Raw genomic sequence first — 26,620 nt, 5'->3', positions numbered from 1 at the left:
TGATGTGCGCGTCTTGAACCGCATGACGCGTGTATGGCCAGGGCTTACCGTGCTGCTGAGTCTCGCGACCGGGCTGGGGGTCGGCCTGCTGCTGACTCAGCTCGCTCTACTGGCGCTCGAGTACGAGGCGAGCGACCACGCCAATTTGCTCACTCGGGTGCTGGGTTACGGGTTCTTGCTCGTGCCCATCGCGGTCGTCACCGTGCTCCGCAGCCGGTATCCGGTGACGCACACGTGCGGGCTTGTCGCGGGGGCGACGGCGGTGCTGGCGGTGTTCGCGCAGAACTACACCGGCACGCCGATGCCCTACGTCTGGCTCGCGGCGACGACCCTGTTCGGGTGCGCCGCCGCGAGGATCATCAAGAACGAACGTCCTGCTAGGCCGTCACCGGCTCCGCGGTCTCTGGCGTATCAGACTTCAGCGAGTTGATCAGCGCGTCGCGCTCGTCGGACGGTTCCGGCTTCGCGAAGCCGATCGCCAGGTACAGGACCAGGGAGACCAGCAACGGCGTCGAGACGATCAGGGCCTGTGAGACGGCGAAGTCCTTCAGGAACTGCTGCTCGACGTAGAGGAACACCCAGGTGCTGAGGCCACCGATGGTCGACGAGAGTGCGGCCGTCGGGCCGAACTTGCGGAACCACGGCAGCAGGCCGAGCATCAGCGGGATCGCGATCGGGCCCATTGTGGCCGCGACCAGCGCGATCACGACCTTCAGCACGAAGCCCTTGGTATCCGCGGTCAACGCGATGGTCATCGACAGACCGATGAACAAGAACGTCGTGATGCGGGCCAGCTTCAGCTGGGCCTCCGCGGTCATCGCCTTCGCGCCCTTCCACAGGCGCGGAAGGATGTCGCGGGTGATGACGGCGGTGATGACGTTGGCGTCGGAGGAGACCATCGCCATCGTGTGCGAGAAGAAGCCGGCCAGGACGAGGCCGATCATGCCCGCGGGGAGCATCGCCTCGCCCATCTTGACGTAGGCCTGCTCGGCGTTCGCCTCCATGCCCGGCACGATCAGCGGGGCCGCCCACATCGGGAAGAACAGCACGAGCGGCCACACCAGCCACAGGCCCGCGGACAGCAACGCCGAGCGCTTCGCGGCGAAGCCCGACGGGGCCGCCATGTAGCGCTGGGCCAGGTTCCACATGCCGCCGTTGTACTCGAGCGTCTTGATCAGGAAGAGCGCCATGAAGAACGTCAGTGTGTAGGGGCCGGTCAGCGGGTCGCTGTGGCTCGCGGGGAGCTTGTCCCAGATCGTCCACATGAAGCTGATGCCGCCGAAGTGCGAGGCGACCGCGAAGAACATCGCGAAGCCCGCCAGGCCCTGGATGATGAACTGGCCGAAGTCGGTCAGCGCGTCCGCCCACAGGCCGCCGAGCACCGAGTAGACCATCGTGACGACGCCGACGAGCCCGATGCCCCAGCCGATCGGGACACCGGCGAAGCCCTGCAGCAGCAGTGCGACGGCGACCCACTTGGCCGCGATGTCGACGACCTTCAGGCCGGCGCCTGCCCACGCCATGACCTGCTGGGTCGGCACGTTGTAGCGGATGGCCAGGTACTCGAGCGGCGACTTGACGTCGTGCTTGGCACGGAGCCGGTTCCACGCCGGCGCCCAGAGGAACGCGCCGATGCCGACGCCGATGCCGATCGTCAGCGACCACCAGATGTAGACCGTGAGGCCGAGCCGGTACGCCTCCGCCGCGAACGCGACGAACATGACGGCGCTGTACCCGGACATGTGGTGCGAGATGCCCGACAACCACCACGGCATCTTGCCGCCCGCGGTGAAGAAGTCGGCGATGTTCTTGATCCGGTTGCGGGACCAGAGACCGATGCCGACCATCACCACGAAATATCCGGCGACCACGATCCAATCGAGGGTGCCCATGTGACCTCCTTGCGTGCACACACGTGTGCCCGCGAGAGCACCAGGCCTCTGGCGGCGAACCTGGCACATCCGCACGGGATATGTGACGTAGGTCTTACGAGACTGTTGCCCCCGGTGGAAGACCTTCGGCGGTCTTGAATCACATTCGTGACCCTTGTTCACCTACATGAACCGACTGTTCCGCGTCACACGTCCGAGGGAACGACGTCTCTCGTCTGGATGTACGAACGGAGGTGCTGATGCTCCCGCCCAGCCGGCCTGCCCCCGGTGTCGCACTGATCGACCCGGTTCCGCTCTACCGCGAGGGTCTGTCCGCACTGGTCCGACGGACTCCCGGTCTGCGCTGGCTCGGGTCCACGGGCGACCTGCACGCTGCCGTTCGCCTGCACGAACGACTGCGCCCCGACGTGCTGCTCGTCGACTCCGTGCTCGATCCGGTCGGGCATCTGGCCCGCCTGCTGACCGAGCGCGACCCGCGGCTGCTGATCATCGGGCTGGTCCGCGACGCGCATTCACACGCGAACTACGTGACGTCCGCGCTCGAAGCCGGGGTGCGCGGCGTCGTGCCGCGGTCGGCCCAGCCCGAGCAGATCGTGCGGGTGATCGCGGAGACCTTCCGGTCCCGCGGCTACGTGCATCCTGACCTGCGGCCGAAGGAACGGCCGACGCTGACCCGACGCGAGTACGAGGTGCTCACGCTCATCGCGGACGGCCTGGAGAACCAGCAGGTCGCCAACGAGCTGATCGTGTCCGTGGAGACCGTGCGCACCCACGTGAAGGGCATTCTGCGCAAGCTCAGCGCGCGCGACCGGACACACGCGGTGTCGCTCGCTTATCGGTCAGGCCTGCTGGTGGGCCGCCCAGCCGTACTCGAGTAGCCCGAACACCTCTTCCGCGGCCTTCCGCCGGTCCTGCCGTTCGAAGATCACGTCCCGCGCCTCGAGGGCGAACCGGGCCAGCGCAGCACACCTGACGTCGTTCTCCGGCGCACCGATTTCCGAGGCGATGGCGCGCGCCAGCCCTTCCTGATGGCGCAACCACATCCTGTGCTCGTACGCGCGCAACGCCGGCGTCGACCGCACCAGCCGCAGGAAGTCGGCGAACAGCGGATTGTCGGGGTGCCCCGCCGCGGCGCCCACGAAGTGGTCGCGCAACGCGCCCAGGATCGACTGCCCGGCCGGACGGTCCCGCACGGCGCTGACCAGCTCGGACTCCTGCTGCTCGTCCTCGTCGAAGAGCAGCGACTCCTTGCTCGGGAAGTGCTTGAACAGCGTCGTGACCGACACGTCCGCACGGTCGGCGATCTCCTTCACGCCCACGTCGTCGAACCCGCGCGCCATGAACAACTCCAGTGCCGCGTCGGCGAGCGACTGACGGGTCTGCAGCTTCTTCCGCTCACGGCGGCCGAGTTCGGGCACCTCCAGATCGTACTGCGAGTTGAGCCACTTCGAAAGTTTAGTCATTGCACTTTTGTAGTCGATGCGCTTTCCTGGAGACATGACCACACCACGCATCGCCATCGCAGGGGCCGGCATCGGCGGCCTCACCTGTGCCCGCGTCCTCCAGCTGCACGGCTTCGACAACGTCACCGTGTTCGAGCGCGAGAGCTCGCCGGACGCCCGCCAGCAGGGCGGCACGATCGACCTGCACGCCGACAGCGGCCAGGAGGCCGTCCGCGCCGCCGGGCTCTACGAGGAGTGGCGCGCTCTCGCCCGGGACGAAGGCCAGGAACAGCGCAAGGTCGACCACGTCACGGCCGCGTTGATCGGGCATCAGCCGGCGGAGGGCGACTTCCACCCGGAGATCGACCGCGGCCAGCTGCGGCGACTCCTGCTCGACTCGCTGGCACCCGCGACCGTCACCTGGGGCCTCGGCATCGCCTCGGCCACGCCGGGCGACCCGAAGAGCACCGTCACGTTCCTGGACGAGTCCACGGCCGAGTTCGACCTGGTCATCGGCGCGGATGGCGCCTGGTCACGGGTGCGCCAGGCACTGTCCGACGCGACGCCGGAGTACACCGGTGTGCTGTTCGTCGAGACCCGGCACGACGACAACGAGGAGCTGCTCGACCTCACCGGCCACGGCACGATGGTCGCGGACCACGAGGGCGTGCTGCTGTGGTGCCAGCGCAACAGCGGCGACCACATTCGCGCGTACGCGTGCATGCGCGCGCGTGAGGATTGGAAGCCCTCCAAGGCCGAACTGCTGGAGGTCTACGCCGGTTGGCACCCGTCGCTCACGGCGTTCCTCGAGGGCGAGCTGATCTATCGGCCGCTGTACGCACTGCCCGTGCCCCACACCTGGGAGCACACGCCCGGCGTGACCCTGCTCGGCGACGCCGCCCACCTGATGCCACCGCTGGGCGTCGGCGCGAACCTCGCGATGCAGGACGCGGCCGATCTGGCGCTCGCGATCGCCGAGCACGGTGTCCGAGAGGGCGTGCAGGCCTACGAATCTGTCATGGTGCCGCGCGCGATCGAGTACGCCGAGCACACGAAGGTCGGACTTCAGGAGATGGTTCCCGCGCGCCCGATACGCGTCTGACCGGCGCTCATGCCCGATTCAGGGACGTTGCGGGACTGTCTGGTTCGCCACCAGTGGGTGGTCGGCCTTGCCGGGGTTACTGTCGGGTAATACTCTGTTGTTACCGGTCAGTAGGCGACCCCGCCGCGACCCTGAGGAGTGAGCTGACGAGATGGGCCACTACAAGAGCAACGTCCGGGATCTCGAGTTCAACCTGTTCGAGGTCTTCAACGTGCAGGACCACCTCGGCACGGGGCCGTTCGAGCAGTCCGACGAGGACACCGCGCGCAGCGTGCTGGCCGAGGTGAAGAACCTCGCGGAGGGTGTCCTGGGGGACTCCTTCGTCGACGCCGACCGCAACCCGCCGGTGTTCGACCCGGCGACGCACTCGGCCACCCTGCCGGAGTCGCTGAAGAAGTCGTACCAGGCGGTGTGGGACGGCGAGTGGTACCGCCTGTTCCTGCCGAACGAGCTGGGCGGCTTCGGCACCCCGCCGTCGGTCACCTGGGCCGCGTCCGAGCTGCTGCTCGGCGCCAACCCGGCGATCTACATGTACCTCGCGGGCCCGAGCTTCGCGACGGTCGTCTACCACAACGGAACCGAGCGCGACCAGCACTGGGCGCAGCTGATGATCGACCGCGGCTGGGGCGCCACGATGGTGCTGACCGAGCCGGACGCGGGTTCCGACGTCGGCGCCGGTCGCACCAAGGCGTTCAAGCAGGAAGACGGTTCCTGGCACATCGACGGCGTGAAGCGCTTCATCACGTCCGCGGACCAGGACCTCACCGAGAACATCATGCACATGGTGCTGGCGCGCCCCGAGGGCGAAGGCGTCGAGTCGAAGCCGGGCACCAAGGGCCTGTCGCTGTTCCTCGTGCCGAAGTTCCACTTCGACCCGCAGACCGGTGAGCTGGGCGAGCGCAACGGCGCCTTCGTGACCAACGTCGAGCACAAGATGGGCCTCAAGGCCTCCACCACGTGCGAGCTGACGTTCGGCCAGCACGGCGTGCCCGCCAAGGGCTGGCTGCTGGGCGAGGTGCACGACGGCATCGCGCAGATGTTCGACGTCATCGAGTACGCCCGCATGATGGTCGGCACCAAGGCCATCGCGACGCTGTCGACCGGTTACCTGAACGCGCTGTCCTACGCCAAGGAGCGCGTGCAGAGCGCCGACCTGACGCGCATGACGGACAAGACCGCCCCGCGCGTCACCATCACCCACCACCCGGACGTCCGCCGCAGCCTGATGCTGCAGAAGGCATACGCCGAGGGCCTGCGCGCGGTGTACCTGTACACGGCGACGTTCCAGGACAAGGTGATGCTCGGCGGCGACGAGGCCGAGCTGGCGGCGAAGGTCAACGACCTGCTGCTCCCGATCGTCAAGGGTGTCGGCTCCGAGCGTGCGTACGAGCAGCTGGCGCAGTCGCTGCAGACGCTGGGCGGCTCCGGCTTCCTGCAGGAGTACCCGATCGAGCAGTACATCCGCGACGCGAAGATCGACTCGCTGTACGAGGGCACCACGGCCATCCAGTCGCTGGACTTCTTCTTCCGGAAGATCATCCGCGACAAGGGCCAGGCGCTCGGCTTCATCAACGGCGAGATCCAGAAGTTCCTGGACAACGAGGGCGGCAACGGCCGGCTGAAGGAGGAGCGCGCGCTCCTCAAGCAGGCTCTCGAGGACCTGCAGGGCATGCTGGGCGCCCTGGTCGGCTTCCTCACCACCTCGCAGGAGGACGTCCGCAACCTCTACAAGGTCGGCCAGAACTCGGTCCGCCTGCTGATGACCGCGGGTGACGTCCTCGTCGGCTGGCTGCTGCTGCGTCAGGCCGAGGTCGCGCTGCAGAAGCTCGCGGGCACGCCGTCCGCCAAGGACAAGGCGTTCTACGAGGGCAAGGTCGCCGTCGCGTCGTTCTTCGCGAAGAGCGTCCTGCCGGAGCTGACCGCGCGTCGCAAGATCGCCGAGCAGACCGACAACGCGCTGATGGACATCGACGAGAGCGTGTTCTAAGCGCCACCAGGACGACGGGTCCTCGCACCTCCTGCCCGAGGTGCGAGGACCCGTTTTTCATTCCTTCAAAGCCCTTGCGGCGACGAAGCAGTACACGCCGAACGCGGCGATGCCGATCGCGACGGCAGCCAGCAGGAACATGCCGTACGGCTGCTCGGCCAACGTGTGCAAGGCCTTGTCCATGCCGCCGGACTGCTCCGGGTCCGCGTTCACCGCGGCAAGTCCGATGAGGACACCGATCACGCCGTACGCGACGCCCTTGCCGATCCAGCCGACCCGGCCGACGGCCTCGATCCACGACGGTGCGCGGCTCATGTCGAGGTCTTTCTCGAAGGACTTCTTGAAGCCCTTGTATGCGATGACTCCAGCGGTGATCAGCACGCCGATCGCGATCGCGCCGACGATCAGCTGACCGCCCGGCCACGCGAGCACCTGTGCCGTCAGCTCCTGCTGCTGCTCGGTCTGGTTGCCGGAGCTGCCGCTCGTCGCGTACTTGAAGGCACCCAGCGCGATGGCGCTGGCCGTGATGGCGCGCGCCAACGAGCCGATGCGCTTCGAGATCCGTTTGCGCTTCTTGCTGACGTACGTGTACCCGACGCACGCCAGGAGCACCTGCCAGAGCGCGAAGAACACCAGGCCGATCCCGACCGTCCACAACAACCAGGCGCCGTTCTGCGCGAGTTCGCTGAGCGCGCCTTTCGAATCCGTCTGCTCGGCACTCGTGCCGAACGCGACCTGGAGCGCAAGCCACGCGACGAGCACGTGAACGGCTCCGTACACAACCATGCCCGCCCGCCCCAGCATCTGGACCGCGGGATGTCTTCGTGCCTCATTCGCAACAGTGGCCACGAAGGGGTGAATACCCACTCGTGGCCACTGCACAACCCTCGGGACGAATCAGCCGCCTGGCGGTGGCTCACAGACGATCTTGAACTGCGGGTCGTAACGGACCGTGCGCGACTCACTGCGGGACTGGCCGGTGCGGCGGTCCGTGATCGTGCGGGTGTCCGTCACCGAGAAGCCCGGGACGCCGTTGCTCGGCGCGCAACCGGCCTTGTTGACCTTCTTCTCCTGCGGCTGGGTGGGGTTGAACTCGCCGCTGGTGGAGCCGGAGACGTCGTAGTTCTTGGTTCCCCACAGTCTGATCGTGATGTTCCCCGGGGTCCAGATCGTCTGGATGGCGACGCCCGTGTCGTCCTGGTTCGTGAACGCGACGTCGATCAGGCTGTTGCCCGCGCCGTCCATGAACACGGTGGCCTCACGGCCCTTCGGGTACCGCGTGATCCAGTAGCTGTGCTCCCGGTGGCCCGCGTCCTTCATGCCCGCGTAGTAGTACGCGTTGTAGAGCGTGGTCGCGAACTGCGAGATACCGCCGCCGACCGCCTTGCCGGGGATGCCGTTCTCGATGATGCCCGCCTCGACGTAGCCCTGCGCGGTGCCGCGAGGACCGGTGTACTTGTTGAGGCTGAACGTCTCCTTGGGCTTCACGATCGCGCCGTTGACCTTCTCGGCCACGACGCGGATGTTGGTGCCCGACGCGGCGACGAAGCCACCGGTGGTGAACTCGCCGATGACCTCCTTGATGCCCATCTTGTTCGCCTGCTCGGTGGTGACCTTCGCGGGCGTGTGCTTGTACTCGAACTTCACCTCGCGCGCGTCGGTCTTCTTCAGCGTGTCGAAGTAGGGCTGGAGGTTCTTGTCCCAGTCGAGGTCGAGACCGTCGACCGACTGCTTCACGGTCGGCTTGCCGCCCTCGAACACGATCTGGGCGTCCTTGCCCTCCTTGACCGTGTCCTTGAGCTGCGGAAGGGCCACCTCGACGAGCTTGTCCTTGTTCGGCTTCACGTTCAGCGACCCGCCGTCGCCGGGCTCGAAGGCCAGCGTGGCGGCGACCTGCTCGGGCGTGAGGTCCGCGTCCTTGCCCTCGCCCTTGATCTTGACCGGGCCGGAGACCGCCGTCTTGACGACGTCGTTGAGCGCCTTCTCGACGCCCTCCTTGGTCGTCTTGACCGCGGTGAAGTCCATCGGGACCTCGACCGGGTTGCCGGAGGCCCAGTTCGCGACGACGGCGCCGGCGGCCTCGTCGGCCTTCAGCTTCTGACCGTCGTGCGGCTCGACGGCGACCGGCTTGGCGCCCTCGAACTTGATGGTGCCCTCGATCGGGTCGTGGTCGAGCTTGGGCCGCAGGGCCTCGAGCGCGCCGCCGACCTTCGCGTCGTCGGCCTTCGTCGCGACGCCGACCTCGCGGGAGGTGAAGAACGAGGTGATGCGCGTGATCGGGCTGAGCGGCTGGCTGCCGGCGCGGTCGACCGTGGCCGACCAGTCGAGCTCCAGACCCGCGGCCGCGGGGTCGAGCTCGGCGGTGACGTCGCCTGCCTTGAGCGCGACGGGCTTGCTCAGCCGGGGGCCGATCTCGTCGCGCAGCTTCTTCTCGGCCTCCGCGTGGCCGAGACCGCCGACCTCGACGCCGGCCACGGTCACGCCGCGCGGGACGTTGCCGCTGGAGACAAGGATGTCGAGGCCGTAGAGCAGGCCGAACGCGCCGACCACGGCCGCGGCCACGATCAGGGCCTTCTTCCTGCTGTTGCCCTCCGGGGCTTCGTCCTCGCCCGGCTCGATCATCACGGGCCCGTAGACGCCGGAGTCCTCCGGCTTCGGCTCCGGCGGGAGGACCGGCCGCATGTACTCGGTGGCGTCCTCACTGGCCGGGAAGCCGACACCGGGCACGGCGGCCGCGATGGTCGGCTCGTTGTCCGGCTCCTCAGACGGCCACGCGTCCGCGGACGCGCTCACCGGCGCGATCTTCGTCGTCTCCTCGGAAGCCGTACCCCCAGGACCCACCGGAGGTATCGCTCTCGTCTTGTCAGCGTCGTACGGCACAGCTCTCCCCGTTGCCCTGTCTCTCCTGAGGCGGCATATGTGTAGCTATCAGGCGCAGATCACGAACCGGCGGCTCATAGGTACAGGCCAGTACCGTGCTCGGTGAGCTCAGTCGCCACAGCGTGCAGATCGCGTTCCCTCATCACGAGATACGTGGTGCTGTGCACCTCGACCTCAAGCTGATCTTCCGGGTTGAACAGAACCCGGTCGCCGACCTTCACCTGGCGAACGCTGGTACCGACCCCGAACACATCGCCCCACGCCAACCGCTTCGCCATCTGGGCGGTAGCGGGGATCACGATGCCTCCGCTGGAACGCCGCTCGCCGTCCTCCGGCGAGATGCGGACCATGACGCGGTCGTACAGCATCTGGATCTCGAGCTTGACATCAGGCACCAGCAGAGTCTACGTGTCCTGCCCAGGTGCCTCGTCCATGCCGCCCATGAGCAGGGGGAGCCGGGTAGGTGCATCGGCAACAACTCGAACGGGCACTCCCCAGTCCTGCCTGGTCAGACGGCAGACGGGGTGTTCTTCGGCCGGATCATCACTGCAGCTGGCAGCCTGAGCGACCACGTGCAGTACACCGTTCGTGACCTGATCGTTGATCCGCAACGCCCGTACCAGTTCGGTGCTGACGCCGGCGCCCTCGAGAATCAGCTCCGGGGGTGAGCTGGTGATCTCCAGACGGGTCGACGGCCCGTACCTTTCGTCCAGTTTTGTCCCGGTCGGCGGCGTGAAGATCACCGCGAGCTCGACCTCGCCCGCCGCGATGTCGGTGGACGGCCGCTTGACCTCGTGAGCCTCACCATCGATCTTGGTCGCGGCCGCCGAGAACCGCTCGAGTCGGTGAGCAGCGCTCGCCACGACGACCAGTTCGTTCTCGATGACGAGCGCGTCGGACGGCTCGGCGATGTCCGTCGCGATGGTCGTGAGCGTGTTGGTCTCGGGGTCGAAGCGCCGAATGGCGTTGTTGTAGGTGTCCGAGATGGCGATCGAGTGGTCGCCGAGGACCGTGACGCCGAGCGGGTGCTGCAGGAGGGCCTGGTCCGCGTCCCCGTCCTTGTGGCCGAACGCGAACAGGCCCTTGCCGATCACGGTGTGGACCTCGCCGTGCTCGAGGTACCGCAGAGCGCTCGTCTCGGAGTCGACCATCCACAGCCGGTCGCCGTCCGCGGCAAGCCCGGACGTCTGCGCGAAGAAGGCCTCTTCCTTGGGTCCGTCGTTGATGCCTTCGACGGTGGTGCCGGCCAGGCGGGTCGTCTCGTTGGCCTCGGGGTCGAAGAAGCCCAGCGTGTGGTTGCCGGCCATGGCGATGGCAACGCCGCCGTTCCACCACGCGACGTCCCACGGGCTGGTGAGGTCGATCTTGTCGGCGGGCCCGTCGGTCTCGCCGCCGCGCCACTGCTCACCGGTACCGGCCAGCGTGGTGACCTCGCCGGTGGCGAGGTTGAGGCCCCTGAGCAGGTGGTTGACGGTGTCCGCGATGACCACGTCGTAGCCGTGGGTGTTGGGAACGATGGCGAGGCCCGCGGGTTCGGAGAAGGTCGGGTTGAGGCCGTCCGCCCTGCCCCGTTCACCTGTTCCGATGCGACGGATGACGGTCTCGCCGTCGGCTTCCAGTTCCACGAGGCTGTGGTGGGCGGAGTCGCTCACCAGGATGGTGTTCTGCGGCGTGACGATCGCCTTCGCGGGGAAGCGGAGGGTGGTGTCCGCGGGCGTCGGCGCGACGTACGGGCCGTTGCCGCGGTGCAGCGTGCCCTTCTCGTCGTGCTCCTCGACGAGTTCCTTGATGATCGTCTTGAGAGCCTCGACGTGGCCTTCACCCGCGGCTACGTGGACGACGTAGCCCTCGGGGTCGACCAGGACGAGCGTCGGCCATGCCTTGACCGCGTAGTTCTGCCAGGTGGTGAGCTCCGGGTCGTCCAGGACCGGGTGGTGCACCTCGTACCGTTCGACCGCGGCCTTCAGCGCGTCGGCGTCGGCCTCGTGGACGAACTTCGGCGAATGCACGCCGATGGTGACTAGGACGTCCTCGTACTGCCTTTCGAGGGGGCGCAGCTCGTCCAGGACGTGCAGGCAGTTGATGCAGCAGAACGTCCAGAAGTCGAGCAGCACGATCTTGCCGCGCAGGTCTTTGAGGCTGACCTGGTCGCCGCCCGTGTTGAGCCAGCCTCGGCCTGCCAGTTCTGGGGCTCGGACACGGGCACGGCGCTTCGCAGTCGTCACGACGGTATCCAACACCGTGGGACGGGGCATCGATTCCGCTGTCCACGATGCGGACGGCTTTCGTTTTGTTCGTTTTGGGCTAGCATCAGGGCATGACGGCAGGCGCAGGCGAACGAACAGTGCTGCCTCCGGCACGTCCGGAGAGCTTGTCCCCGTGGGTCGCCGCGCTGGCACGGTCAGGGAGCGAGACCGCCGCGCTCGTCGCACCGGACGGCACCCACCTGGAGCTGCCCCCGGAGATCTTCGAGGTGCTGCGGTCGGTCGTGTTCGCGATGTCACAAGGCTTGGCGATCACGGTGGCCCCGCAGCACACCGTGCTGACCACGAGCGAAGCCGCCCACCTGCTTGGAGTGTCCCGGCCGACCCTGGTGCGCCTGCTCGAGGCGGGCGAGATCCCCTACGAGCAGCCCAGCAGGCACCGCCGGGTCCGCCTGGCCGACCTTCTCGCCTACCAGGACCGCTCCCGCAGGGCACGTGCCGCCGGGCTGGACGAGATGGTCCGCGACGGTGAGGACAGCGGCCTCTACGACCTCCCGTTGGACACGCCGTTCGAGCGGATGCCGACGAACGACGACCTCAGGTGATCAGTGCTTCCCGTCTTCATCGACACATGTGTCCTGCTCAAGCCCTACCTGTGCGACACGCTGCTGACGATCAGCGAAAGTGGCGTCTACCGTCCGTTGTGGTCGAGGGACGTGCTGGCCGAGCTTGACCGGAACCTGCGCAAGCGTGGTGCGTCCGAGCGGCAGGTGGCCCACCGGATCGGTCAGATGCAACGGCACTTTCCGGATGCCGAAGTGACCGGCTACGAGCACCTGATCGACGCGATGGAGAACGATCCCAAGGACCGACACGTTCTCGCTGCGGCTGTGTGGGGTGGTGCCGAGTTGCTGGTCACCGAGAACCTGAAGGACTTCCCTGCGGCCGCCGTCAGCCGTTTCGACATCGAGGTGCTGCACCAGGACGAGTTCCTGCTCGACCAGCTCGATCTCGCGCCTGAGCTGGTGATCGCGGCACTCCGGCGGCAGGTGTCCCGGTATCGGCAAGCACCGCGTTCGGTCGACGACCTGCTCGAGGTTCTGGCCAATGACGGTCACCGCTGCACCGGCTTCGTTGAGGCGTTCCGGAACGCTCGCTCGTTCGGCACATGGAGAAGTTGACCTTTGGCAGCAGAACGACGGTGGCGGCGAGACCTCAGGTGCCGGTGTCGTACCGAAAGATCACGTTGGGCGTGGCCCCGCCCCAATGCACAACAACGCGAGTCTGCCCGCCCTTGGCATGCCGCATGGTCAGGGTGAGCGGAGGCCAGGTCCCACCAGGCTCAGCCGTGCCAGTAGCCGTGCAGCCGATGGCACGCCCGCCCTCGCAGTTCCACCCCTCCCCGCTGACAGACAGCTCGCCCTCGCCGTCCATGTCCTCAACGACGAACCTGATCTCCGCAGCCGTCTGCGGTGTGCTGCCGGTGTTGCGCGCCCTCAGGATGAAGTCGATGGGCTGCATGCGATAGACGAAGCCCATCTCCTCTGGGGAATTGTGCCACTCGCGGACGCCTTGGGCGTCCGTCGCGATCTCGATCGGCTCCTGCCTCGGCGGCGTCGGTGGCATGGTCGTCAAACTATCGGCCGGCTCGGTCGACGCAACAGGTGCCGGTTCTGCCCCGGAGGCGCAGGCGGCTAGCAGCAACGCGAAAGCCGTCACTGCGAGGAGCCTCATAAGGCCAGCGTAACCCCGGCGTAACGGGGGCGCGGGTCCGTTGGAGCGAACGTTCACCCGAACTCGCCGGTAGCCGTCATCATGGAGGTAGACCGCCCGTCTGAACCTTTTCGCCGTGCTCGGCGTAGAGGACGCCGGGAGGTGCGTGATGGTGGAGTACCTGGTGATCGGTGCAGGTCCCGCGGGTTTGCAGATGGGGCGATTTCTGCACCGGGCCGGCCGTGACTACGTGATCCTCGAGGCCGCACAGCAGCCTGCGGCGTTCTTCCGGAGGTTTCCGCGGCATCGGGTGCTCGGGACGGACGACAACTCGTTGTTCGAGGGTGTGCCGTTTTCCCGGTACAGCAAGCGTTCCTTTCCCAACGCGGACGATCTGGTGCGGTATCTGGAAGACTTCGCGCGGCCGTTGAACATCCGGTACAACACGCCCGTCAGCGACATCGCTCAGTTCCGGGCGCGGCACGTCATCATCGCTACCGGAAATCGGCCGCACACTCCGGAAATTCCCGGTGTCGAGCTGGCCGAGACGTATGCGACGGCCAGCACTGATCCCACCGAGTACGCGGGGAAGCGGGTGCTGATCATCGGGCGCGGGCACAGTGCGTTCGAGACTGCGGACAACATCGCGGCTACGGCTCGGGTCACGCACACGGTTGGGCGGACCGTGCAGCGCATCGTCAAGGACGGCAACGGGTTCCGGGCCACCATCGACGGCTCGGGGGAGCTGCGGTACGACAAGGTCATCGTGTGTGCCGGGTTTCGGCGGGACACCAGCCTCGATGCTTCGCACGCGCACGTGCTGGCCGGGGACTCGATCAAAGCCATTCGGCACGCTGCCAGGGCGTTGCACCGGACGCTCGAGGCCGAGCATCACGGGGTGCCTTGGCCGCATCGCAAGCTGCGCAACCGGCCTGACGCGTTGGCCGCCACCATCGCGACTCGGGCTCACGCCATCCCGCAGGGGCTGGCGGACGTCGTTGTGCCCCAAGGCCAGCACGCGCTTCTCTACGACGAGATGCCGCTGCGGCGGAAGAACGGGTTCGTCGTCACCAGCACGCAGGTCCGGCACTACCGCAAGGACGAGCTGCTCGGGGTCGAGCGCCGGTTGCACCGCAAGCCGCTGGAGAGGTTCTTCTCTCAGCAGCTCGCGGTGCCCTGCATCGCTTAGGCGGGCAGCGTGCGCTTGAGGAAGTTCGCGGTGAGGTCCCACGCCTGGTCGGCGGCGGTCTCGTCGTACCAGGGGGCGAGGTGGTTGAGGAACGCGTGACCCGCGGGTGCCAGGTTGATCTCGGCGCCCTCGTGCTCCGCCACCGCGTCGGCGACCTTCTGGTACCCGGTGATGAACGCGTCCTCGGTGCCGAAGTGGAACAGGATCGGGCACGACACCTGGTCCAGCGTGCCGATCTGGTCCGGCACGCCCGAGCCGTAGAACGAGACGGAGGTGTCCGGGTCGGACTCGACCGCCACCGCGTAGGCCAGGGTGCCGCCGAGGCAGAAACCGAGCACGCCGACGCCGCCGGTGACCTCGGGCAAACCGCGCAGGTAGGCGACGGACGCGACGACGTCTGCCGCGGCCAGCGGGAGGTCGAGCTTCCCGGCCACCTCCATCGACTTCGCGATGCCGGCCTCGTCGTGCTCGCCCACCCAGCCTGGCTGGAAGCGGTGGAACAGCTCGGGAACAGCCACGACGTAGCCGAGCGCGGCGAGCTTCTCGGCGATGCCCCGCAGGTAGGCGTCCAGGCCGAAGATCTCCTGGATCAGCACGATGCCGGGTCCGGATCCGGACTCGGGCAGCCAGACGGGCAGCGGCATGTCGTCAACTCGATGGGTCATACCTTGATCCTGCCGCATAATCGGCCGATGATCCGGTTGATCGCGACCGACCTCGACGGCACGCTGCTCCAGCCTGGCGGAGTGCTCAGCGACCGCACCCGCGCCACGCTCCACGCCGTCGACGCGGACGTGGTGGTCGTCACCGCGCGGCCGCCGCGGTTCGTGCAGGACCTCGCGCTCACCGGTACCGCGATCTGCTCCAACGGGGCGATGATCTACGACCTGACGAACCGCGAGGTCACGCACGCTCAGACGGTTCCGCTCGACATCGTCCGCAAGGTGTCGGAGGCGCTGGCCGACGTGATCCCGAACGTCGGCATCGCGGTCGAGACGGGGCTGGAAGTGCTGTCGGAGCCCGGTTTCCAGGGGTTCGGGCCGAAGAATCCACACCGGACACTCGAACTGCTCGACCACGTCTTCGACGAGGCGCACCAGGTCGTGCAGATGCTCGCGTGGGCGCCGGACGCCGAGAGCGACCACCTGATGGAGATCGCCAGAGAGGCGGTCGGGCAGCACGTCACGGTCACGCACTCCGGCGGGCTCGGGCTCCTGGAGATCAGCCCGCCGGGCGTCTCGAAGGCCGCCACGCTCGAAGCTCTGTGCCACACAAGGGGAATCTCAGCCCAAGAGGTGATCGCGTTCGGTGACATGCCGAACGACCTGTCGGTGCTCGGCTGGGCCGGCACGGCGTACGCGATGGGCAACGCGCACCCGGTGGTCAAACAGGCCTGCACCAACCACGCGCCGCCGAACACCGAGGACGGCGTCGCCCAGGTGCTCGAGCGCCTGTTCCAGCTCTAACGGCGCGGCACCGAGGTGGGTCCCGCCACCTCGGCACCGAGCGCCGTCACCCGCCGCCGCAGCTCGCGGTCGGCGGTCACGACCGTCACCGGTCGTCCGGCTCCCTCTTCCCGGACCACCTCGACGATCTTGTCGTCACCCGAGTTTGACGCGGCGACGACTCGGACGTCCTCCACGCTGGACACGTTGCGCGCCTTGCCTTCCACGACCAGGACGACCTCCTCGTCACGGCCGCGCAACGCGTCGCGGAGGCGTTCGGCCGCGCCCGCCCGGTCGCGCCACCACCCGTCGGGAACCGATCCCACGACGTTGGCGGCGTCGACCACGAGCAACGGCTTCACGCCTCCAGACTGCCTCAGCCCCGGCGGGCCCGCAGCGCGTCGAGCGAGTCCGGGTCCTCGTCGGCGGTCGCAACGGAAAGCGACGCCGCCGGAGCGGACACGCCGGCCCAGCGCAGCACCGCCGCCGTGGCCGCGGCACGTTCCTTCTCCGGCAGCTTCGCGATGTTCGCGCCGTGGTTGCCACCCGGCACGGCGAACGACAACGAGTCACGCGTGCCGCGCCCGAGCGTGAACGGTTCCGCGCTCCACGGGTCGTTCTGCCCGTTCACGAACAGCAGCCGGCTGCCCTCGTACCGCACCCAGCGGTCGACGTCCTTCATCGCGTGCCGGTCGAAGCGCGCGAACTTGATCTCGGCGGGCACCATCGTGCGCGGCACGCTGACACCGGGGTAGCGCAGCAGATCCCGCACCGCCGACTCGTCGGCCTCAGGCCAGCCGAGCTGCGTACCCGCCTGGTAGTAGTAGGTGTCGTAGGGCGCGACGCCCGCGTCGGTGTAGAAGTCCCAGCCGACGGTCTTGTCGATGAACGTCCAGAGGTCGTCCACCGAAGCCGCTGCACCGGGCACCAGCGCGCACTGGTCCTGGGTCCCGTACTGCCAGAACGTGAACGGCGTGTCCAGCACCAGGACCTCGAGTGCCCGGTGTGCGTTGCCGAACTGCTTGTACGTGTAGCCCTTGGCCTCCAGGCGAGCCACGATCGCGTCGCGGTTCTGGAGGATCTGGCGCTGCACGCCTTCGAGGCGCCTGTTGCACGCCGGGTCGTTGCCGACGTTCTTGATGAACTCGCCGTAGACGTCGCGGTCGTTCACCACGTCGTTCGGCGCGACGTACGCGATGGTCGCGTCGACGTCACGCGGGAAGAACCTGCGGTGGTAGATCGACGTCATGCCGCCCTTGCTGGCACCCGTCGACAGCCACTTCGCGCCGTAGATCTTCTTGAACGCGCCGACGATCCGGTGGTGGTCGTTGGCCGCCTGCCAGATGTTCAGATCGTCCCAGTCGGCGGGCGCCGGCCGCGAGGGCGCGAAGAACCGCTGCTCCACGCTGATCTGGTTGCCGTCGACCAGCCGGGCGGGCTCGGACGCGCCGATCGTGCCCGGCAGGTGGTAGCCGGAGGTGTGCAGCACCATCGGCTTGGACTCCGCCTTGTGCAGCAACGAGAAGCGCTGCTCGAACTTGCCGCCGCGCGGCTTGCGGTGGTCCGCGGGCTGCTGGATGCCGAGGACGAACGTCCTGGCCGTGCCTGAAGTGCCCTCGCTGATGATCCGCACGCCGGGGATGGCGGCGATGCGATCTTTGATGTCCGGCGCACTTTCCGGGGCCGCGGTGGCGATCGCCGCAACGGCAACAACCTGTGCCGATGCCAGGCCGATCGCCAGCAGGGAGCGTACGAATCTGTTCACCCGGCCAAGCTATGCAGCCCGGCCGCCTCACCGGACCGGCCGATCGTCGGCTTATTCGTAGCTGGCGTAATAAGACGCTGCCATGTCCTCGTCACCGTGACCGCTCGCGACCGCGCGGTTGAGGCGTTCGGCCGAGGCCTCCGCGACGTCGAGCCGCACCTCCGCCCGGTCAGCGGCCTCGCTGACGAGCAACGCGTCCTTCAACGCGTTCTGCGCGGTGAAGGACGGTTCGAACGACCTCGCGATGATCGCGTTGCCCTTCATCTGCAGGTACGGGCTGTCCATCGCGCCGCCGGACACGGCCTCCAGGAACAGCTTCGGGTCGAGCCCGGACGACTCGGCCAGCGACACGGCCTCCCCGACCGCCGCGGTCAGCGCGAGCACCCAACTGTTCGCGACGAGCTTCAGCCTCGATGCCGCACCCGCCTCACCGACCCACATCGTGCGCGCGCCGATCACGTCGAACACGGGCTGCACGCGAGAGCGCAGTTCCTCGGCGCCACCGGCGAGCACGACGAGCTTGCCCTCGGTCGCCGGCTTCACGCTGCCCAGCACGGGTGCGTCGACGAACTCCAGCCCGAGCGAGCGGGCGAGCGCGATGTGGTCGTCTGTGGCGTCGACACCGACTGTGGACGCCTGGATCCAGACCGCGTCGTGCGGCAACGCCTCGGCGGCTGCGTTCATCGCCTCGGTGACGGTCGAGCCGTCGTTGAGCATCGTCAGCACGATCTCCGCACCGTCGACGGCGGCCGCGGGCGAGTCAGCGACGGTGGCGCCCTGCGCGGCGAGCGGTTCCGCCTTCGCGCGCGTGCGGTTCCAGACCCGGACGTCGTGCCCGGCTGCGGCGAGGTTGGCTGCGATGGGGGCACCCATGAGGCCGGTGCCGAGCACGGCGATCTTCATGTCCCCCAGCAAACAAGAAACCTCGCGGTGCTGCCAGGTCGGGGGTCCGACAGCACCGCGAGGTCAACCGTGAGATCGGTCCACGGTCTTGCACTGTTACACGACCAGCATACTGTGGCCTGGATCACGTTTAACAGAATGAAACCCCTGGTGCGCGGGAGGTGCACCAGGGGTTTCCGTTTTGGGGAGGCACTCGCGACGGGGCGCCGTCAAGCGAGTGCCGGGTTCGTGAGTCAGCGCAGGGTGGTGACCTGAGCCTGGGCGATGGCCATCAGCTCGTGACGCATGGCCGGGGTGGTGGCCATGTCGATCGCGCGAGCCACGGCCTTCTGGTTGCGCGCCTCGGCACGGCGGGCGCGGAGCTTCGCTGCGAAGTTCATCTCGGTCTGCACTTCCCTCTCGGAGGTCTGTCGGGCTGGTGACTCAAGTATGCACCTGCAGACCTACAAACGCACGCGATTATCCGGTGAGTTGGGGCACAGGCCGATGAATCGCCGGTTGACAACGTGAACGGCCGGACAACGCCGGGTGGGCCCCCTCAGTCCTCGCGACCGAGCAGGAACCTCCCGAAGTGCGGCACGGTGAAGGCGATCTGACCCCGTTCCGCGCTGTAGACCAGGCCTTTCTTGATGAGCGAGTCCCGCGCGGGCGACAGCGAGGAGGGCTTGCGACCGAGGTGGTCGGCCACCTGGGCGGTGTTGACCCCCGCATCCTTTCCGTCGGTCAACTCGGCCATCGACCGGAGATACTCGCGTTCAGCAGGCGTTGCACGCTCGTATCGGGAGCCGAAGAAGCCCACGGCCAGCTCCGCGTCGGCCTCCGGAGCGGCCACGGAGACGTCCATCGCGCTAATCGGATCGGCCGGCGCGGCGTCCCAGGCGGCCTTGCCGTAGGCCTGGATGAAGTACGGGTAGCCGCCGGACGCGTCGTACAACGCGTCGAGCGCCTCGTCGGTGATGCCCGCCTCCTCCCGTTCGACCGGGGCGAGCACCGCTCGGTCGGCGTCCTCGCGGCTGAGCCGATCGATGCGGACGTAGCGGAAGAGACGTTCCGAGTACGACTTGCTGGCGCTGAGCACCGCCGGCAGGTGCGGCAGTCCGGCGCCGACAACTACTAGAGGTGCACCCAACTGCGAGAGCTCGTGGCACGCCGCGCACAACGCACTGATGTCGTCCGGCTTCAGGTCCTGCATCTCGTCGATGAGCAGCGCGACGCCCGTACCGACGTCCTGCGCCAGTTCGGCGACGTCGGTGAACAGCTCGACCAGGTCGATCTCGATGTCACCGGAGTCGGCCCTGCCCTGCGCCGCCGGGACGTCGATGCCTGGCTGCCAGCGGTCCCGGAGCTTGGCGCCGTCCGGGGCGGCCCTGAGCGCGAACGCCTTCAGCACGCCGAGGATCGCTTCGACCCGGTCCGGCGCGCGGTGGCGGACGGCGATGTCGCGGACCGCCCGGTGCAGCGCCGCGGACAGCGGCCTGCGCAGGTCGGCCTCCGGCCGGGCCTCGATCTTGCCCGCGCCCCAGCCGCGTTTGACCGCCATCGACCGCAGCTCGCCGAGCAGCACGGTCTTGCCGACGCCGCGCAGTCCGGTCAGCACGAGGCTGCGTTCCGGACGGCCGCGGGCCACGCGTTCGAGCACCACCTCGAAGGCGCCGACCTCTTTGTCCCGGCCGGCGAGCTCAGGAGGCCGCTGGCCTGCACCGGGGGCGAACGGATTGCGCACCGGGTCCATGCCTCGCACCGTATCGGCGTTTCTAGTGCACGCAGTAGAGACGCGCAGACGAACCTCGACTGGATCTGTATTCAGCTTTCTAGTGATCGAGCAATACAGATGAATAGTTGCGGATGGACCGGGGCACGGGAAGGGTTGGTCACGTGGCTGAAGTCGTGACGAAGGGGACCGGCGAGGTCGAGCGCACCGCCGACCGCGCCCAGGTGGACGTGACGTTCGAGGCTCAGGGTGCTGATCGCTCCGAGGCGGTGAGCACGCTCAACCAGCGCATCTCCGTCGTGGAGCCGGTGCTGGAGGACTTCGAGGTGCGGTCGCGGCAGCTCTCTGTGCACGACAACTGGGACAACAACCAGCGCGTCGGCAGCAGGGCGACCCAGCAGTACGTGATCTGGGTGAAGGACCTCGACCGGCTCGACGGGCTGCTGGCCGAACTGGTGCAGGCCGAGCCGTCGTGGGTCAACGGACCGTCGTGGACGCTCGTCGACGACACCGAGGCCATCCGCGAGGCGCAGAAGGGAGCCGTGGCGGACGCGTTGCGCCGCGCCGAGGGCTACGCGTTGGCGCTGGGGCGGCGGCTCGGGCCGTTGCTGCGCATCGGCGACACCGACGGCGGCGTGGGCTACTCGCCCCGGATGAGCGCGGCCGCGTCGTTCGAGATGGCCGGGCCGGCCGGGATGGTCGACCAGCTGAACCTCAAGGCCCAGCAGATCACCGTTTCCGCCTCCTGCACAGCTACTTGGTCGTTGCTGGACTAGTCCTAAAGTCTGACGCGGATCATGCGGCGGCATGATCCGCGCTGACGACGTGGTTCCGTAGCGTTCCGGCCATGCGGAACTTGCTGATCGGGATGGTCGTCGGTGCGGCGACGATGGCTGCGACGACCCTTGCGGTGATGCCTGCCCAGGCGGACGGCAGCGTCACGAAGATGGAGAGCATGCACCAGGGCGACCTTCGCCCGATCAAGCTCACCACCCCGGTGGCCCTGACGCCGCTGAAGACCGCGCCCGTGCCGTCCCGCTGCTCGGGCAAGGCGTCGGCGCGCAAGAGCATCCGGCCTCACCGCGGCTCGGCAACGAAGTACTCGGCGCGCAAGGCGGCGAAGAGACCTGTGCCGAGGTGCCTGCGAACAGCACCGTGGTCGCGCTGACCTACGAACTGGTGCCGTGCAAGGACTCCATCGCGGCACGCACGGCCATGGCATCACGGTCGCCGGGACGGGCCCTGAGCCAGTTCCTGAGCCACTCGTCGCGGCGCGCGGCCGCCTCGGCCAGCGTCAGCACGATGTAGGCGCGGCGCTCCCACTCCCGCGCCGACGCCATCGCGTCGGCGGCCGGCCGCCACTCGTCGCGCAGGGTGCCCGTCAAGGCTCTGGCCAGCACCGGATCTTTCTCTGGATCGACCTGCAACATCAGCACTACCCCCAGTACAGCACTTCCCCCAGGTTCAGAGAGTGTGCATGGCGCTGCGCCAGAAATCACGCATGACGGCCGTCGGACTGGGGCTGGTCATGGCGGTGCGGGTGAGCAGGATCGTGATCATGTTCCGGTCCGGTACGACGTGCGCGGCGGTGCCGGAACCGCCCACCCATCCGTAGCGGCCCAGGACGTTCCACGGGTCGATCTCGGCGACGTCGACGCTGCCGCCGAAGCCCCAGCCCTGGCCTTCCAGGAAGATCTCCGCCTCCGCACGTTCCTCCGCCGTCGTCGTGTCGACCGCCAGTTGCGGCAGCAGGTCACTGGCCAGCAGGTACCGGTTGAACGCGAGCAGGTCGTCCACAGTGGACTCAAGGCCGCCGGCGCCGGACGGGAAGACGGCGTTGGTGAAGCGGGTGTTCGTCATGCCGAGCGGCCGGTAGATCCGGTCGGCGAGGAAGCCAGGGAGCGAGCCCGTCACGCGGTGGATCAGCACGCCGAGGACGTCCGCTGCGGTGTTGTAGAGCCAGCCGTCGCCGGGCTGGTGCAGCAGCGGAACCTCGGCGAGTTGCTTGAGCCACTCGTCCGGGGTCGGCAGGTCATCGCGGCCGTGCACGGTCGATGCCTCGAAGAGCTTCCGGGTGGCGGGCAACGAGAAGTCCGCGGTGAAGCCCCAGCCGGAGCGGAACGACTGCAGGTGCCGGAGGGTGATCGGCTTCGTCGCGGGAACCACGTCGTCGACCGGGCTGCCGGGCGTGCGGACGACCACTGGCGAGGCCAGCTCCGGCAGCCACTCGGCGATCGGGTCGTCGAGCGCGATCGCCCTGTCCTGGACCAGGAGCATCGCCGCGGCGGCGATGATCGGCTTCGTGACCGACGCGATCGGGAAGACCGACTCGCGCGTGTCCTCGCCGACCGCCGCGAACTCGACGTCGTCACCTCGGGCGATCAACGCGACCGCGGTGGGCACGGTGTCGCGGTGGGACTCCAGCACTTCCTGCAGCGTCATCGCTCCAGTATCGCCGTGATCCCCTGACCGCCGGCGGCACAGATCGACACGAACCCGCGCCCGCTCCCCCTCTGGTGCAACAACTTCGCCAAAGTCGCCACGATCCGGGCACCGGTCGCCGCGAACGGGTGGCCCGCCGCGAGCGACGAGCCGTTGACGTTCAGCTTGGCGCGGTCGATCTCGCCGAGGTCGGGCTCCCACGCCTTCAACGTGGCGAGCACCTGGGACGCGAACGCCTCGTGCACCTCGTAGAAGTCGAACTCCTGCAGCTTGAGGCCGGCCTTCTCCAGCATGCGCGGTGCGGCGTGCACCGGAGCCATCAACAGGCCCTCATCGCCGTGCACGTAGTCGACGGCGGCGGTCTCGGCGAACGTCAGGTACGCGAGCACGGGGAGGTTGCGTTGCTGCGCCCATTCCTCGGTCGCGAGCAGAACCGCGGAGGCACCGTCGGAGAGCGGGGTCGAGTTGCCGGCGGTCATCGTGTCGCCGAAGACCGGCTTGAGCTTGGCGAGCTTCTCGGCACTGCTGTCCGGGCGGAGGTTCTGGTCACGGGTCAGGCCCAGGTACGGGGTGACCAGGTCGTCGAAGAAGCCCTCGTCGTAGGCGCGGGCGAGGTTCTGGTGGCTGCGGGCGGTGAGCTCGTCCTGATCCTCGCGGGCGATGCCGTACTTCGCGGCGGTGATGGCCGCGTGCTCGCCCATCGACATGCCGGTGCGCGGTTCGCCGTTGCGGGGCAGGTGCGGCACGACGTGACCGGGGCGCAGCTTGGCGAGCAGGCTGACCTTGCGGGTGCGGTTGAACTCGAGCAGGAGCTTGCGGAAGTTCTCGTTCACGCCGATCGGGGCGTCGCTCGTGGTGTCGACGCCGCCGGCGATGCCCGCCTCGATCTGGCCGAGCGCGATCTTGTTGGCCACCGCGATCACGGCCTGGAGGCCGGTGCCACACGCCTGCTGGAGGTCGTACGCGGGAGTTTGCGGACTGAGCTTGCTGCCCAGGACAGACTCGCGGACGAGGTTGAAGTCGCGCGAGTGCTTGAGCACCGCGCCCGCCACCACCTCGCCGAGCCGTTCGCCCTGCAGGCCGAAGCGGCTGACCAGGCCGTCGAGCACCGCGGTGAGCATGTCCTGGTTGGACGCGGTCGCATACGGGCCGTTCGAGCGGGCGAACGGGATGCGGTTGCCGCCGATGATCGCTACTCGCATGCACGGCATACTACCTACTAGCGGGTAGACTTACTAGCGAGTAGGTTGTAGGTCGTGGACAGCTACCAGAAGTTCGCATCGTCGGGGCTGGGTCGCAGGCTCGTGCGCGGGCTCGGCCTGCCGAACCCGCATCCACTGCGCCGCGACGCCGCCCTCGCGACACCCGTGCTGGTCGGGGGCGCCACCCGGCTGCCCTTCCTGAAGCAGCTCGAAACAGGAACAGCCCCGTACGGCGCGTTGGTGTTCGACGCCTCCGACATCTCTTCCGTCGCCGATCTGCGGCAGCTGCACGACTTCTTCCACCCGGTGATCACCCAGCTCGGGCCGTGCGGGCGGGTGGTCGTCCTCGGGCGATCGCCGGACTCCGTGGCGCAGCGGGCGCTGGAGGGTTTCGTCCGCTCGGCCGGCAAGGAGCTGCGGCGGGGCGGGACGGCGAACCTGGTCTACGTGGCCGACGGTGCCGAGGACGGCGTCGAGTCGACGCTGCGGTTCCTGCTGTCCGGACGGTCGGCGTACGTGTCCGGGCAGGTCGTCCACGTGTCCGGGAACGCCGCCACAGGCACGCTGGAGGGCAAGGTCGCGCTGGTCACGGGTGCCTCGCGGGGCATCGGCGAGGCGATCGCGGCCACGCTCGCCCGCGACGGCGCGCACGTCGTCTGCCTGGACGTGCCCGCGGCCGGCGAGGACCTGTCGAAGGTGGCGAACTCCGTCGGCGGGTCGGCGTTGCAGCTCGACATCACCGGCGACCCGGCTCGACTGACCTCGTACTTGAAGGAACGGCACGGCGGTGTGGACATCGTTGTGCACAACGCGGGTATCACGCGCGACAAGTCGTTGGCGCGTATGGATTCCTCGCTGTGGGACGCGGTGCTCGAGGTCAACCTGGCCTGTCAGGAACGGGTCAACGCGGCACTGCTCGACGGCGACGTGCTGCGCGACGGCGGGCGGATCATCGGGGTGTCGTCGATCGCCGGCATCGCGGGCAACGTTGGCCAGACCAACTACGCCACCTCGAAGGCCGGCGTGATCGGGATGGTCAACTCCCTCGCACCCGTCCTGGCCGGTCGCGGGGCCACGATCAACGCCGTCGCACCGGGGTTCATCGAGACGAAGATGACCGCGGCGGTGCCGTTGCTGACGCGCGAGGTCGGTCGGCGGATGAACAGCCTCTCGCAGGGCGGTCTGCCGTCGGACGTGGCGGAGACCGTGGCGTGGTTCGCATCGCCTGGTTCCGGTGGTGTGAACGGGAACGTCGTGCGGGTGTGCGGCCAGATGCTGCTGGGGGCGTGATGTTGCTCAAGGCGGCACTCACGTCGTTCCGGCGCGGGGCTTCGCTTTCCGCGGAGCCGGTCTCGACGTCCTTGCACGTCTCGCTGAAGCATCTGGCGGCGTACAACGCGGTGTGCGGGTTCGGGTTGCGCGACGCGTTGCCGCTGACCTACCCGCACGTGCTGGGCTTTCCGCTGCAGATGAAGCTGATGACCGGCAGCGGGTTCCCGTTTCCACTGCCCGGCCTGGTGCACATCGCGAACCGGATCACGCAGTCGCGGCCGCTGACGTTGGACGAACCGCTGGAGATCACGGTGTCCGCGCGCGATCTGCGGGAGCACCCCCAGGGCACCCAGGTCGACGTCGTGACGTCGGTTTCCGGTGTCTGGGAAGGGGTGTCGACCTACCTGCGGCGGACCGGCGGCTCCTCGGGTCCGGGCGAGGAACTGGAACGGCCCGTCGGATCGGCGGTGTGGCGGGTGCCGGGCGACATCGGCCGGCGCTACGGCGCGGTGTCCGGCGATCGGAACCCGATCCACCTGTACCCGTTGAGCGCCAAGCTGTTCGGGTTCAAGCGGGCGATCGCGCACGGGATGTGGACGAAGGCCCGCTGCCTGGCCGCGCTGGAGGGCCGCCTGCCGGAAGCGGTGACCGTGGACGTGCGGTTCAAGAAGCCGTTGCTCATCCCCGGACGTGTCGAGTTCTCGGCGCACGAGAACGGCACGGGCTGGGAGTTCGCGGTGTGGGGCAAGGGTCCCCACCTGCTCGGGTCAGCGGCGTGACGGCGGGTGCCAGACGTTGCCGTCGACGAGGTCGCCGAAGCCCATCCAGACGAGGTTCATGAGGCGGGCCGCGACGACGCCGGCGGGTTCCTCGGGGTGATCGAGCCACCACTCCGCGAGCGACTCGCCGGCCCCGACGAGCGCGGCGGCCAGCGACTCGGCCTCCAGCTTGGTCGCGGGCGCCTTCGTCGACTGGGTCAGCAGCGCGGCGACCAGTGACACGGCGCGGCTGCGCATGTCCGTGAGCTCGACCGCGAACGGCCCGCCCTGGCTCGAGGCCTGCCGGTGCAGCACCAGCCAGCTCGCCCGGTTCTCGCCGACGAACCCGAAGAACGCCCGCAGCCCGCTCCACAGCTGCACGTCGGGTTCCTGGTCGGGCTCGACGCCGGTCGCGATGGCCTCCATCATCCGGGTGGCCTCACGCCGGATGCAGGTCGCGAACAGCTCTTCCTTCGAGCCGAGGTAGGCGTAGAGCATCGGCTTGGAGATGCCGGCGACGTCGGAGATCTCGTCCATCGACGCCGCGTGGAAGCCGAGCCGCGAGAACACGTCGACGGCGGCATCCATGATCTGCCGCTCACGCACGGCGCGTGGCAAGCGCTTGGCTCGACCTTCTGTGCGCATCACTACCCCTCGGTTCGGAGGACAAGATTATCCGATCGGCTTGCCGCGCTATCTACTCGCCAGTAGTC

Annotated in this window: 29 protein-coding genes; 12 read left to right on the top strand and 17 right to left on the bottom strand. The window is 68.2% G+C overall.

Going from position 1 to position 26,620, the window contains the following annotated elements; all coding sequences use genetic code 11:
- Window positions 1-22: 22 nt before the first annotated feature.
- Entirely contained in the window at window positions 23-430 is a 408-nt protein-coding gene (locus tag ACIA8G_RS23340) for a hypothetical protein (protein ID WP_396420760.1), read from the top strand.
- Here ACIA8G_RS23340 and ACIA8G_RS23335 read toward each other — a convergent pair.
- The gene (locus ACIA8G_RS23335) at window positions 378-1,892 is read right to left on the bottom strand and encodes a sodium:solute symporter family protein (protein ID WP_396420759.1); all 1,515 of its coding nucleotides are present in this window, start codon (window positions 1,890-1,892) and stop codon (window positions 378-380) included. The two genes, ACIA8G_RS23340 and ACIA8G_RS23335, sit on opposite strands and share 53 nt — an antisense overlap.
- Window positions 1,893-2,131: 239 nt before the next feature.
- Here ACIA8G_RS23335 and ACIA8G_RS23330 point away from each other — a divergent pair, with 239 nt between their 5' ends.
- On the top strand, window positions 2,132-2,770 hold the full coding sequence (locus ACIA8G_RS23330; RefSeq protein ID WP_396420757.1) for a response regulator transcription factor: 639 nt from the start codon (window positions 2,132-2,134) through the stop codon (window positions 2,768-2,770).
- Here ACIA8G_RS23330 and ACIA8G_RS23325 read toward each other — a convergent pair.
- On the bottom strand, window positions 2,732-3,355 hold the full coding sequence (locus tag ACIA8G_RS23325) for a TetR/AcrR family transcriptional regulator (RefSeq protein ID WP_396420756.1): 624 nt from the start codon (window positions 3,353-3,355) through the stop codon (window positions 2,732-2,734). The genes ACIA8G_RS23330 and ACIA8G_RS23325 overlap by 39 nt on opposite strands.
- 34 nt (window positions 3,356-3,389) lie before the next feature.
- On the opposite strand from ACIA8G_RS23325, the gene ACIA8G_RS23320 reads away from it, so the two are divergent.
- Both ACIA8G_RS23320 and ACIA8G_RS23315 read left to right on the top strand, forming a co-directional pair.
- The gene (locus ACIA8G_RS23320; protein ID WP_396420755.1) at window positions 3,390-4,436 is read left to right on the top strand and encodes an FAD-dependent oxidoreductase; all 1,047 of its coding nucleotides are present in this window, start codon (window positions 3,390-3,392) and stop codon (window positions 4,434-4,436) included.
- Between the two features lie 151 nt (window positions 4,437-4,587).
- Entirely contained in the window at window positions 4,588-6,423 is a 1,836-nt protein-coding gene (locus tag ACIA8G_RS23315; protein WP_396420754.1) for an acyl-CoA dehydrogenase, read from the top strand.
- 57 nt (window positions 6,424-6,480) lie between these two features.
- Here the strand turns inward: ACIA8G_RS23315 and ACIA8G_RS23310 are convergent, their stop codons facing one another.
- The 4 genes from ACIA8G_RS23310 to ACIA8G_RS23295 all read right to left on the bottom strand — a co-directional run bounded on the left by ACIA8G_RS23310 (window position 6,481) and on the right by ACIA8G_RS23295 (window position 11,558).
- Entirely contained in the window at window positions 6,481-7,209 is a 729-nt protein-coding gene (locus ACIA8G_RS23310) for a DUF1206 domain-containing protein (protein ID WP_396420753.1), read from the bottom strand.
- Window positions 7,210-7,320: 111 nt separating this feature from the next.
- Entirely contained in the window at window positions 7,321-9,105 is a 1,785-nt protein-coding gene (locus ACIA8G_RS23305) for a VanW family protein (RefSeq protein ID WP_396421259.1), read from the bottom strand.
- Between the two features lie 272 nt (window positions 9,106-9,377).
- Entirely contained in the window at window positions 9,378-9,671 is a 294-nt protein-coding gene (locus ACIA8G_RS23300) for a GroES family chaperonin (RefSeq protein WP_396421258.1), read from the bottom strand.
- Between the two features lie 36 nt (window positions 9,672-9,707).
- Complete coding sequence (locus ACIA8G_RS23295; protein ID WP_396420752.1) at window positions 9,708-11,558, bottom strand: NHL domain-containing thioredoxin family protein; 1,851 nt, start codon at window positions 11,556-11,558, stop codon at window positions 9,708-9,710.
- Between the two features lie 62 nt (window positions 11,559-11,620).
- Here ACIA8G_RS23295 and ACIA8G_RS23290 point away from each other — a divergent pair, with 62 nt between their 5' ends.
- Window positions 11,621-12,112 (top strand): helix-turn-helix domain-containing protein, encoded by a 492-nt coding sequence (locus ACIA8G_RS23290; RefSeq protein WP_396420751.1) that lies wholly within the window; start codon window positions 11,621-11,623, stop codon window positions 12,110-12,112.
- 3 nt (window positions 12,113-12,115) lie between these two features.
- Complete coding sequence (locus ACIA8G_RS23285; RefSeq protein ID WP_396420750.1) at window positions 12,116-12,688, top strand: PIN domain-containing protein; 573 nt, start codon at window positions 12,116-12,118, stop codon at window positions 12,686-12,688.
- A 34-nt stretch (window positions 12,689-12,722) separates the two neighbouring features.
- Here the strand turns inward: ACIA8G_RS23285 and ACIA8G_RS23280 are convergent, their stop codons facing one another.
- Window positions 12,723-13,241, bottom strand: a complete 519-nt coding sequence (locus ACIA8G_RS23280) for a hypothetical protein (RefSeq protein ID WP_396420749.1) — start codon at window positions 13,239-13,241, stop codon at window positions 12,723-12,725.
- A gap of 115 nt (window positions 13,242-13,356) precedes the next feature.
- On the opposite strand from ACIA8G_RS23280, the gene ACIA8G_RS23275 reads away from it, so the two are divergent.
- On the top strand, window positions 13,357-14,409 hold the full coding sequence (locus ACIA8G_RS23275) for an NAD(P)-binding domain-containing protein (RefSeq protein WP_396420748.1): 1,053 nt from the start codon (window positions 13,357-13,359) through the stop codon (window positions 14,407-14,409).
- Here the strand turns inward: ACIA8G_RS23275 and ACIA8G_RS23270 are convergent.
- Entirely contained in the window at window positions 14,406-15,074 is a 669-nt protein-coding gene (locus tag ACIA8G_RS23270) for a dienelactone hydrolase family protein (protein WP_396420747.1), read from the bottom strand. The genes ACIA8G_RS23275 and ACIA8G_RS23270 overlap by 4 nt on opposite strands.
- A gap of 27 nt (window positions 15,075-15,101) precedes the next feature.
- Here ACIA8G_RS23270 and ACIA8G_RS23265 point away from each other — a divergent pair, with 27 nt between their 5' ends.
- Window positions 15,102-15,875 (top strand): HAD family hydrolase, encoded by a 774-nt coding sequence (locus tag ACIA8G_RS23265; protein ID WP_396420746.1) that lies wholly within the window; start codon window positions 15,102-15,104, stop codon window positions 15,873-15,875.
- Here the strand turns inward: ACIA8G_RS23265 and ACIA8G_RS23260 are convergent.
- The 5 genes from ACIA8G_RS23260 to ACIA8G_RS23240 form a co-directional block, all read right to left on the bottom strand.
- The gene (locus ACIA8G_RS23260) at window positions 15,872-16,216 is read right to left on the bottom strand and encodes an NTP pyrophosphohydrolase (RefSeq protein ID WP_396420745.1); all 345 of its coding nucleotides are present in this window, start codon (window positions 16,214-16,216) and stop codon (window positions 15,872-15,874) included. The two genes, ACIA8G_RS23265 and ACIA8G_RS23260, sit on opposite strands and share 4 nt — an antisense overlap.
- A gap of 14 nt (window positions 16,217-16,230) precedes the next feature.
- The gene (locus ACIA8G_RS23255; protein ID WP_396420744.1) at window positions 16,231-17,619 is read right to left on the bottom strand and encodes a S28 family serine protease; all 1,389 of its coding nucleotides are present in this window, start codon (window positions 17,617-17,619) and stop codon (window positions 16,231-16,233) included.
- A gap of 51 nt (window positions 17,620-17,670) precedes the next feature.
- Window positions 17,671-18,522 (bottom strand): NAD(P)-dependent oxidoreductase, encoded by an 852-nt coding sequence (locus tag ACIA8G_RS23250; protein WP_396420743.1) that lies wholly within the window; start codon window positions 18,520-18,522, stop codon window positions 17,671-17,673.
- A 233-nt stretch (window positions 18,523-18,755) separates the two neighbouring features.
- Window positions 18,756-18,902, bottom strand: a complete 147-nt coding sequence (locus tag ACIA8G_RS23245; protein ID WP_396420742.1) for a hypothetical protein — start codon at window positions 18,900-18,902, stop codon at window positions 18,756-18,758.
- A gap of 158 nt (window positions 18,903-19,060) precedes the next feature.
- Complete coding sequence (locus tag ACIA8G_RS23240; RefSeq protein WP_396420741.1) at window positions 19,061-20,254, bottom strand: AAA family ATPase; 1,194 nt, start codon at window positions 20,252-20,254, stop codon at window positions 19,061-19,063.
- Between the two features lie 143 nt (window positions 20,255-20,397).
- Between ACIA8G_RS23240 and ACIA8G_RS23235 the strand changes: the two genes are divergently transcribed.
- Together ACIA8G_RS23235 and ACIA8G_RS23230 are read left to right on the top strand one after the other, a co-directional pair.
- Entirely contained in the window at window positions 20,398-21,009 is a 612-nt protein-coding gene (locus ACIA8G_RS23235) for an SIMPL domain-containing protein (protein ID WP_396420740.1), read from the top strand.
- A gap of 71 nt (window positions 21,010-21,080) precedes the next feature.
- On the top strand, window positions 21,081-21,401 hold the full coding sequence (locus ACIA8G_RS23230; RefSeq protein ID WP_396420739.1) for a hypothetical protein: 321 nt from the start codon (window positions 21,081-21,083) through the stop codon (window positions 21,399-21,401).
- Between the two features lies 1 nt (window position 21,402).
- Here ACIA8G_RS23230 and ACIA8G_RS23225 read toward each other — a convergent pair whose 3' ends face one another.
- Genes ACIA8G_RS23225 through ACIA8G_RS23215 form a run of 3 tightly spaced genes read right to left on the bottom strand, consistent with a single transcriptional unit; the run spans window position 21,403 to window position 23,886 of the window.
- On the bottom strand, window positions 21,403-21,663 hold the full coding sequence (locus ACIA8G_RS23225; protein ID WP_396420738.1) for a hypothetical protein: 261 nt from the start codon (window positions 21,661-21,663) through the stop codon (window positions 21,403-21,405).
- Window positions 21,664-21,697: 34 nt separating this feature from the next.
- Complete coding sequence (locus ACIA8G_RS23220; RefSeq protein ID WP_396420737.1) at window positions 21,698-22,675, bottom strand: serine hydrolase domain-containing protein; 978 nt, start codon at window positions 22,673-22,675, stop codon at window positions 21,698-21,700.
- Window positions 22,672-23,886: an acetyl-CoA C-acetyltransferase gene (locus ACIA8G_RS23215; RefSeq protein WP_396420736.1), complete on the bottom strand. Its 1,215-nt coding sequence runs from the start codon at window positions 23,884-23,886 to the stop codon at window positions 22,672-22,674. The genes ACIA8G_RS23220 and ACIA8G_RS23215 overlap by 4 nt, the downstream gene beginning before the upstream one ends.
- 45 nt (window positions 23,887-23,931) lie before the next feature.
- Between ACIA8G_RS23215 and ACIA8G_RS23210 the strand changes: the two genes are divergently transcribed.
- Both ACIA8G_RS23210 and ACIA8G_RS23205 read left to right on the top strand, forming a co-directional pair.
- A complete protein-coding gene (locus ACIA8G_RS23210; protein ID WP_396420735.1) occupies window positions 23,932-25,167 on the top strand; it encodes a 3-oxoacyl-ACP reductase in 1,236 nt (411 codons plus the stop codon).
- Entirely contained in the window at window positions 25,167-25,928 is a 762-nt protein-coding gene (locus ACIA8G_RS23205) for a MaoC family dehydratase (RefSeq protein ID WP_396421257.1), read from the top strand. The genes ACIA8G_RS23210 and ACIA8G_RS23205 overlap by 1 nt, the downstream gene beginning before the upstream one ends.
- On the opposite strand, the gene ACIA8G_RS23200 is transcribed toward ACIA8G_RS23205, so the two are convergent.
- Complete coding sequence (locus tag ACIA8G_RS23200; RefSeq protein WP_396420734.1) at window positions 25,917-26,552, bottom strand: TetR/AcrR family transcriptional regulator; 636 nt, start codon at window positions 26,550-26,552, stop codon at window positions 25,917-25,919. The genes ACIA8G_RS23205 and ACIA8G_RS23200 overlap by 12 nt on opposite strands.
- Between the last annotated feature and the right edge of the window lie 68 nt (window positions 26,553-26,620).

Origin of the sequence: Lentzea sp. NPDC051213, from assembly GCF_044455585.1 — a bacterium.
Lineage (GTDB): Bacteria > Actinomycetota > Actinomycetes > Mycobacteriales > Pseudonocardiaceae > Lentzea.
Note: the sequence above shows the minus strand (reverse complement) of the source record. Positions and strands in the feature narration are given on the sequence as shown.